This is a genomic window from Micromonospora tarensis (assembly GCF_016803395.1).
Lineage (GTDB): Bacteria > Actinomycetota > Actinomycetes > Mycobacteriales > Micromonosporaceae > Micromonospora > Micromonospora tarensis.
Genome location: NZ_JAEVHL010000269.1, coordinates 1 through 8398 on the forward strand (window position 1 = coordinate 1; position 8398 = coordinate 8398).

The 8398-nt window shown below is 72.7% G+C and carries 8 protein-coding genes and 2 pseudogenes; 3 read left to right on the forward strand and 7 right to left on the reverse strand.

Features of this window, described 5'->3' with window-relative positions:
• Positions 1–74 precede the first annotated feature (74 nt).
• The gene (rsgA, locus tag JM949_RS30810) at positions 75–1145 is read right to left on the reverse strand and encodes a ribosome small subunit-dependent GTPase A (RefSeq protein ID WP_203151622.1); all 1071 of its coding nucleotides are present in this window, start codon (positions 1143–1145) and stop codon (positions 75–77) included.
• Between the two features lie 202 nt (positions 1146–1347).
• Here rsgA and JM949_RS30815 point away from each other — a divergent pair.
• Both JM949_RS30815 and JM949_RS30820 read left to right on the forward strand, forming a co-directional pair.
• Positions 1348–2039: pseudogene (locus JM949_RS30815) on the forward strand (maleylpyruvate isomerase family mycothiol-dependent enzyme).
• Positions 2040–2046: 7 nt separating this feature from the next.
• Positions 2047–2700: an MBL fold metallo-hydrolase gene (locus JM949_RS30820; RefSeq protein WP_203151623.1), complete on the forward strand. Its 654-nt coding sequence runs from the start codon at positions 2047–2049 to the stop codon at positions 2698–2700.
• A gap of 187 nt (positions 2701–2887) precedes the next feature.
• Here the strand turns inward: JM949_RS30820 and JM949_RS30825 are convergent, their stop codons facing one another.
• Both JM949_RS30825 and JM949_RS30830 read right to left on the reverse strand, forming a co-directional pair.
• The gene (locus JM949_RS30825; RefSeq protein WP_203151625.1) at positions 2888–3496 is read right to left on the reverse strand and encodes a DedA family protein; all 609 of its coding nucleotides are present in this window, start codon (positions 3494–3496) and stop codon (positions 2888–2890) included.
• Positions 3497–3597: 101 nt separating this feature from the next.
• Positions 3598–4281, reverse strand: coding sequence for a class I SAM-dependent methyltransferase (locus JM949_RS30830; RefSeq protein ID WP_309232411.1), 684 nt, complete (start codon positions 4279–4281; stop codon positions 3598–3600).
• 194 nt (positions 4282–4475) lie between these two features.
• Here JM949_RS30830 and JM949_RS30835 point away from each other — a divergent pair, with 194 nt between their 5' ends.
• Positions 4476–4679: a cold-shock protein gene (locus JM949_RS30835; protein ID WP_007462771.1), complete on the forward strand. Its 204-nt coding sequence runs from the start codon at positions 4476–4478 to the stop codon at positions 4677–4679.
• Between the two features lie 49 nt (positions 4680–4728).
• Here JM949_RS30835 and JM949_RS30840 read toward each other — a convergent pair whose 3' ends face one another.
• From JM949_RS30840 to JM949_RS30855, 4 genes and pseudogenes are all read right to left on the reverse strand, one after another.
• A complete protein-coding gene (locus tag JM949_RS30840) occupies positions 4729–6009 on the reverse strand; it encodes an MFS transporter (RefSeq protein WP_203151628.1) in 1281 nt (426 codons plus the stop codon).
• A complete protein-coding gene (locus tag JM949_RS30845) occupies positions 6006–6581 on the reverse strand; it encodes an ArsR/SmtB family transcription factor (protein WP_203151630.1) in 576 nt (191 codons plus the stop codon). Before JM949_RS30845 ends, JM949_RS30840 begins: the two co-directional genes overlap by 4 nt.
• 101 nt (positions 6582–6682) lie before the next feature.
• The gene (locus JM949_RS30850; protein ID WP_203151632.1) at positions 6683–7555 is read right to left on the reverse strand and encodes a hypothetical protein; all 873 of its coding nucleotides are present in this window, start codon (positions 7553–7555) and stop codon (positions 6683–6685) included.
• A gap of 157 nt (positions 7556–7712) precedes the next feature.
• A pseudogene (locus tag JM949_RS30855) lies at positions 7713–8398 on the reverse strand (CocE/NonD family hydrolase); the annotation flags it as partial.

Sequence of the window (8398 nt, forward strand, 5' to 3'; positions counted from 1 at the left end):
CGGATCCCGCCCGCCCGGGCACCGGCCCCCGCACCACGGGCTGCACCGCACCACGGGCCGCCCGCGGACCTCGGTCAGTAACCCCCGGGCGCCGGTGGCCGCGTCGCGCGACGTCGGGCCGACCGCCACCCGCCGCGCCGCTCCGCCGCGACCCGGGTCTCCCGCCGTCGGCTCTCGTGGGAAATCTCCCCCTGTAGCCGCCGCCAGCTCTCCCACCGGCGGGTGGAGAGCTCACCGCTGTGCAGCGCCTCCCGGACCGCGCAGGCTGGCTCACCGTCGTGGCCGCAGTCGGCGTACCGGCAGCCCTCGGCCAGCCCGGCGATGTCGGCGAAGGCCCGGTCGAGCCCGGCGACGCCGTCGAGCAGGCCGACCGCCCGCACGCCGGGCGTGTCGATCACCGCCCCGCCGCCGGGGATTGGGACGAGTGCCCGCCAGGTGGTGGTGTGCCGACCCTTGCCGTCGACCCGACGGATCGCCTGGGTGGGCATCATCACCGCCCCGACGAGGGCGTTGACCAGGCTCGACTTGCCGGCGCCGGACGGCCCGAGCAGGCCGAGCGTGCGGCCGGGCGCCACCTCGGCGCGCAGCGGGTCCAACCCGGTGCCGGTTTCGGCGCTGACCGGCAGCACCGGCACCCCGGGGGCGACCGCGGCCAGCTGGCGGGCCAGCGCGGTCGGGTTGGCCGCGAGGTCGGCCTTGGTCAGGACCACCAGGGGCCGGGCGCCGGATTCGTGGGCCAGGGAGAGCAGCCGCTCGATCCGGCCCACGTCCGGCTCGGGGTGCACCGGCTCCACCACGGCGGCGGCGTCGAGGTTGGCGGCCAGCACCTGGCCACTGGCGTCCTTGCCGGCGGTACGCCGGATCAGCGCGCCGCGCCGTGGCAGCACCGCCTCCACGGTGACCCGGCGGTCCGGCCAGTGGGTGAGCAGCACCCAGTCCCCCGCGCAGGGCAGCGCGGACGGGTCCCGGGCGGCGACGGTCAGCACCGCCCCGCCCAGGCTGGCCCGGACCGGGCCGAGTGCGGTCAGCACCGTGCAGACCCCCCGGTCCACCCGGGCCACCCGACCCGGCTGGTGCTCGCCGTGCCGCGCGGCGTACGTCGCCCGATCGGCGTCCCAGCCGAGGGCGGTCAGATCGATCGTCATGGCATCCTCATCGGTGTCGAAGCTGGTGATGGCGGAACACGCGTGCCACGTCCGGCATGATCACCACCTCCGTCCGATGTCCCGGTGCCGCGTCTGCCGCTGACGGTAGGTCGCGCGCCGACGCGCCGAAAGCGATTTCCCCGGCGACGGCGCGACGGCGGACCGCTAGGGTCGACGGGTGACCACGGACCCGCTGCTGCTGATGGGCGAGGTGGACGCGGCCACCAGCCGACTACTCCGTACCGCCGCGTCCTTCGACGCCGCGGACCTGGCCGGCGCGTCGCTGCTGCCCGACTGGACGCGCGGCCACGTGCTGGCCCACCTGGCCCGCAACGCCGACGGCTTCGTCAACCTGCTCACCGCCGCCCGCACCGGGCGGGAGCTGCCGATGTACGCCTCGCTGGCGGCCCGGGCGGAGGACATCGAGATCGGGTCGAGCCGCCACCCGCCGGGCACCTGGACGACCTGCGGCGCACCGCGGACCGTTTCGCCGAGGCGGTGGCGGCGATGCCGGCCGAGGCGTGGGCGGCGACGGTGCAGGCGCGCAAGGGCCCGTGGCCGGCCGCGTTGCTGGTCTGGGGCCGGCTGCGCGAGATCGAGGTGCACCACCTCGACCTGGCCGCCGGCTACCGCCCCACCGACTGGTCGGAGACGTTCGCCCACCGATTGTTGCGCGAGGTCGCCAGCCACCACGCCAACGGGCCGACACCGCCGTCGCTGGTGCTCCGCCTCGACGGCAGCGGGCACGAGGTGGTCATCGGGGATCGCGTCGGCGCCCCGACCGTCGCCGGTCCCGTTTCCGATCTCGCCGCCTGGCTGATCGGCCGTGCCGACGGCGCCCTGCTCTCCGTCACCCCTGACGGTCCCCTACCCACTCCACCGGAATGGATCTGAACACGTCATGACATACAGCGGAGACGTCAGCCCCGGCGGCGCGCCGGCGGTACGGGAGTTGGACGGGCTGACCATCAGCAAGCTGTCGGTGGGTCCGATGGACAACAACGCGTACCTGTTGCGCTGCACGGGCACCGGCGATCAGGTGCTGATCGACGCCGCAAACGAGGCGCCCCGGTTGCTGGAGCTGATCGGCGACGGCGGGCTCAGTGCCGTGGTGACCACGCACCAGCACATGGATCACTGGGTGGCGCTGGAGGAGGTCGTCGCCAAGACCGGCGCCCGGGCGCTGGTGCACGCCGACGACGCGGCGGGGCTGCCGATCGAGGCCGAGCGTCTGACCGAGGGTGACACCGTGTCGGTCGGTGACTGCGCGCTGGAGGTCATCCACATCAAGGGGCACACCCCGGGCTCTGTCGCGCTGTTGTACCGCGATCCCACCGGCACCCCGCACCTGTTCACCGGTGACAGTCTGTTCCCCGGTGGCGTGGGCAACACGGACAAGGACCCGGAGCGCTTCGCCGCGCTGATCGACGACGTCGAGCACAAGCTGTTCGACCGGCTCCCGGACGACACCTGGTTCTACCCGGGCCACGGCAAGGACAGCACCTTGGGCGCCGAACGCCCCGCCCTCCCCCAGTGGAGAGCGAGAGGCTGGTAACCCATCAAACGAGGGTCACCAAACGCCCACCGACAACCACAGAAGATCAAAAACCCACCGCCGCGGCGGCACGAGCCGGCTGAGGCCGACCACGACGGGGGCGCCGCCGTGTCCGGCGGAGGATCAAGCCTGACCGCCCGGAGCCGGGCACGGCGGTCCCCCGTCCCACCACCGCAACCACGAACGATCAAGAGGCAACAGCGAACAACCGGCGACGCGCCCCCAGCAACACCACAGACGCCAGCACCAGCCCGACCCCCATCGTGACCAGCAGCGGGCTGGGCTCCCCGGGCAGCAGGCCGGCCAGCGACCGCGACGCGGTGCCCAGGGCGAGGTAGAGGCCGGCCCAGGCGGCGGCGCCGAGCGTCGCGCAACCGAGAAATCGACGGTACGACATCCGCAGCCCGCCGGCGGCCAGCGGGAGCAGCGCGTTGAACACCGGCAGGAACGGCGCGACGACCATCATCCGGCCACCACCGCGGCGCAGGATCCCCTCTGCCGCCGCCCATCGTGTCTCGCCGATCCAGCCGCCGACCCGGCTGTGGCGCAGCCGTTCGGAGTAGCGGCGACCGATCAGGAAGCTCAGCGACCAGCCGGCGAGACAGCCGACCAGCACCGCCGCGAAGGTGGCCAGCCCGGTGGTCGGGCGGCCCACCCCGACGGCGGCCAGGATCGCGACGTCGCCGGGGACCAGGACACCCAGCAGGGGTACGGCGTCGAAGAGCATGACGAGCCCGAGCGCGCCCATCAGCAGCAGAATCGGTAGTTCGCCGATCTGGGCCAGCCATTGCGTCATGGCATCACGCTATGGCCGTCGCACCACTGCGGACATCGGGTCGCAGCCCCCAGCGACCCCTGGTATCCGCCTCGGGGTCGTCCCTGAGACGGGTCGTCAGCTCAGACGGGTCGCAGCACCTGCACCCGGCGTAGCGAGGAGTCGACCGCCGGTTCGGTGGTGGGCACCGGGTAGTCGGCCAGCACGGCCAGTCGGTTCGCCGGCAGATGTTCCCGACCTGGATCGCCGACCAGCACGTCGGCACCGGCGGCGGCGGCCCGTTCCAGGAACGGCAGCACCCGGTCGGCCATCGCCCGGTCGTAGAAGACGTCGCCGGCGACCACCAGGTCGGCGTCGGCTCCGGTGCCGTCGAGCAGATCGTCCGCGGTGGCGTCCACGGTGACCCGGTTGGCCCGCGCGTTGAGCGTGACGGCGGCCACGGCGTACGGGTCGATGTCGTTGGCGGTGACCGTCGCGGCGCCGGCCAGCGCGGCGGCGATGGCGACCAGTCCCGACCCGGCGGCGAGGTCGAGCACGCGTCGACCGGCGGCCAGCTCCGGGTGGTCGAGGAGGTGGCGGGCCAGGGCCTGGCCGCCGGCCCAGGCGGATGCCCAGTACGGCGCGGGCAGGGCGTGCCCGGCGGCGGCCTCCATCCGAGCCCACCAGACGATCGCGTCCTCGGCCAGGTGCAGCCTTACCTCGGGGACGAACGGGGTGGGCACCAACCGAAGCCGGTCCAGGCCTGCGCCGGGCGCGTCGATCTCGCGTTCCAGCTCGGTCAGCGCGTCGGCTGCGGCTCTTCTCATCGGCGCAAGCATGCCCCAGCGGCGGTTAATCGGTGCGGGTTTCGCATGCCGGCGCGCAGAGTTCACCCGACTTCACCCAAAGACCTACGGCACTTCGGCCAGCGGATCGGGGTTTTGCCCGTTACTGTCGAACAGGTACGGGGCGATCATCGGCCAGAGGCCGGTGGTCAGCCGCTTTGAACAGGGAGAGATGCATGGCAACCGGCACGGTTAAGTGGTTCAACTCGGAAAAGGGCTTCGGCTTCATCGAGCAGGACGGTGGAGGGCCGGATGTTTTCGTCCACTACTCCGCCATCGCGTCGAGCGGCTACCGGGAGCTCAACGAGGGCCAGAAGGTCGAGTTCGAGGTGACCCAGGGGCAGAAGGGTCCGCAGGCGGACAACGTCCGCCCGATGTAGTTCCGTGCCGGTGACGGCGGCCGGGTCTCCGGCCGCCGTCGCAGCGCACTCAAGACGCCACCGGGGCGGCGGGCAGGTCCCGCCGCCTTCGGATCGGTCCGATCAGCAGAATCAGCGGGGTGGGCGCCAGTCCGGCGGTCATCACGCCAATTGCTGTGCCAACGCCGTAGCGCGCGCCGATCGCCCCGGCCAGCACGGCTGCCAGCGGGATCGTGCCGTAGTTGAGCAGTTGCATGCTCACCGTCACCCGGCCCAGCAGGTGGTGCGGCGTGTAGGTCTGCCGGAAGGCGCCCTTGACCACGTTGCCGATGGCCGCCCCGAGGCTGATTAGCAGACCTCCGACGGCTGGCCAGACCAACCCGATGCCGGGTGCGGCCAGTGGGATGAGCAGGGCGGGCGGCCCGGTGAACGCCGCACCGATCAGCATGGCGCGCGCGGTGCCGCAGCGCCGGGCGAGCGTGGTGGCGAGGAGCGCGCCGATGATTCCGCCGATGCTCATCAGCCCGACCAGCGCGCCCACCAGGCCCGGCTCGAGCCGCAGCTCGCGGACCAGGAAGACCACCAGCAGCGCCTGGTAGCCGGTGAGGCCGATGTTGCTGGCCGCGCCAAAGACCGTCAGCACCCGCAGGTACGGGTCCCGGGCGACGAAGCGCAGGCCCTCGGTGATGTCCTGGCGTAGTGACCGGGATCGGTCCGGCCGGCGTACCCGTGGTTCGCGGGTGCGGATCCGCAGCAGGAGGACGGCGGAGAGCAGGAAGGTGAGCGCGTCCAGCAACAGCGCGGCGACGGCGCCGACGAGTTGGGCGATCAGGCCGGCGAGGCCGGGCCCGACGACGTAGCTCATCGTCCGGGTCGCCTGTAGCTTCGCGTTGCCCTCGGACAGTTGCTCGGGGCGGAGCAGCACCGGCAGGTACACCTGGTCGGCGGTTTCGAAGAAGACCCGCGCGGCGCCCGCACCGAGGGCGACCACCAGCAGGTGCACGACGGTCAGCCGGTCCAGCAGGGCGGCCAGCGGCACGCTGAGGAACGCCACAGCGCAGAGCAGGTCGCAGAGCACCATCAGCGGTCGGCGGGGCAGCCGGTCGACCCACGCGCCGGCCGGCAGGCCGATCAGCAACCAGGGCAGCCAGGCCGCGGCGGTGAGCACCGCCACCTGGAAGGTGCCGGCGTCGAGGACGGCGACCGCGACCAGTGGCAACGCGACGGTGGTGACGTTGCTGCCGACGCCGCTGACCGCCTGGCCGGCCCAGAGCAGCCGGAAGTCCCGGTGCCGCAGCAGTCCGCCGGGCGGCCGGACGTTGGGCGGGGAGCTGCGGGTGGCGGTGGTCACGGGCGGGCCGGTACGCCGTGCACGAACACGAAGACCGGTCGACGGTCGGCGTCGTCGTCGGGCAGGTCCCGGTCGGCCCAGCGGGCGAGCACCCCGATCATCTCGCGGCTCAGCTCGGCCAACTCGTCGGGAGTGAGGCGCAGCCAGTGGTCGGTGGAGAACGCGGCGTCGTTCCAGGTGGCCTGGGTGGTCTCGTCCGCGGCGTGCCACGCCCGGGCCAGGGCGACGTGCCGGTCGAGGTTGAGCGAGGTGGCGGCGTCGGCCACCGCCCGGGAGGCCGGGTCGGTGTCGAAGTCGGCGTTGGACCAGCGCAGCCCCCGGGTGACCAGACGCCACCACCGTTCGCGCCGGTCCCGGGCCAACTCGGGCGCCTCGGTGACCAGGTCCGCGGCGGCGAGCACCTTGAGGTGGTGGCTGACGTTGGCGGGGGCCTGGTCGGTGCGCTCGGCCAACAGACCGACAGTCGAGGGCCCGTGCACCTTGAGCACGTCCATCAGCCGGCGGCGCAGTGGGTGGGCCATGGCCGCCAGCACCCGAGAGTCGGTGACCTGACGTACGTCGGAGTTGTCCATGCGGACAGCCTGGCATCCGCAACGATCATTGCGCAACTCTTATTGCTAAAGAGTTGTTGCGAAGCGGGGGCGGCCCCGCCGGCTCCGGGCCGCCCCCGCTCTCAGGCGGCCAGCCGGCGGGCCAACTCGTCGGCCACCTGCTGGGCCATCGTGGGCGGGATGGCCGCGGCGATCTTCTCCGGCGTCAGCGACGCCAGCACGCCCTGCACGATCGCCGGCTCGTCGGTGAAGTCCTGGTCGGCCAGCGTGGCGAGCGCCGCCTGCACGGCGCTGACCTGCGCGGCGATCGACCTCAGCGTCGGGTGCGCCGGCACGTAGTTGCGGACGGTCGCGTCCTCACCCATCGCCATCCGGGTGTAGATCTGCCCGACCGGGTTGCGACCGTCGAGCACTGTGAGGTTCTTGTGGACGGTCGCCAGCCAGTTGTGTTCTTCGGGGGTCATGTCGTCCTCCAACAGTCCGATGGAGCTGAGGTAGCGGCGGAACAACGGCCGCTGGTCGCGGCCGGCCTTGATGGCGTCGCGGAAGAAGCTGAAGTGGGTGTGCCAGCGGTGGGAGCTGTCGCCGGTGCTGCGCTTGCCGAGGCGGTCCCACCGCTTCACCGTGGTGCCGTCGGGGCTGTAGATGATCTCGCGGATGTCCCGGGTGTCGGCCGCGTTCGCGGCGCACTGCGCGACACACCAGACCGAGAAGCTGGCCAGGGTGTTCGTTCGACCACCGGAGCGGACGTCGAACTGGCCGACGTCCAGCGCCGCCGCGTCCAGGGTCAGCCCGGCCCGGTCCCGGGGAGACTCGACCACCGAGTAGTCGCCGGGAACCACCCGGTCGGATCCGCAGTGGTAGCCGCCCCGGTGGGCCGGGTCGCCGACGATGCCGACCTCCGACGGCTCCAGATCGTTCGGCCCGGGGGCGTTGTCGAGGTGGGTGAGGAGCAGACTTCGGACGGCCAGGAGGTTAGCCGGGGCCCGGGTCATGGGGTCCCCTCTCTGCTGGGCGGGGACCGGGCACGACGTCACACCGCGTACGCGGTGTAGGGCTTTGGACGAGCCCGGCCTACTGGTGCACGGCGCCGGGCGTTGACTCAACCATAGCCCGCGATTCCGGCAGACGCCCAGCTCAGGACGGGTTTGTTCAGAATGGAGGCTGCGCCGGGTCAGAGTGGACGATCGGCAGCAGCACCGCCGAGGGGTGCGCCGGGTCGTGCAGAACCTGCCGCCAACCGGCACGCAGCGTCACCGCCTGGCCGAGGAGTTCCCCAGTGCCGGGGTTGCGCGCCCACCGGGGATGGGCCCCGCCGGCGACCTGCGCGCGCAACCGGTGCCCGACACCGAACCGGTACGCGGTCGGCCACAGCGACACGACGATCCGCAGCACGCCGGACTCGTCGGCGGTGAAACGCTCGGGGGTGACCCGCACCAGACCGTCGCAGACGTTCCACGATCGACCACGACGGTCCACGTCGCACAGTCGGACGAAGACGTCCAGGTGCGGCAGATCGCTGCGGACGTGGATCTCCGCGCGGACCGGGCCGATCACCTCGACCGGTCGGGTCAGCGGGCCGCTGGTGTAGGTCAGCACGTCGGGACGGGCCTCGACGCGCCGGTTGTCCACCGGACCGGCCCGCTGGGCGACCAGCAGCGGCCCACCCAACGACGGGGTGGGGTCGGCGGGGTCGTAGCGGAACGCGTCCGGGGCGGACGCGACCGGGGGGCGTACCGCCAGCTCACCATTCGGGTGCAGGTGCCAGGGGTCTCGACCGCCGGCGGCGGCCAGTCCGGTAGGCCCGCAGCCGCCGCGGCGCACCGACGTGGACGCCG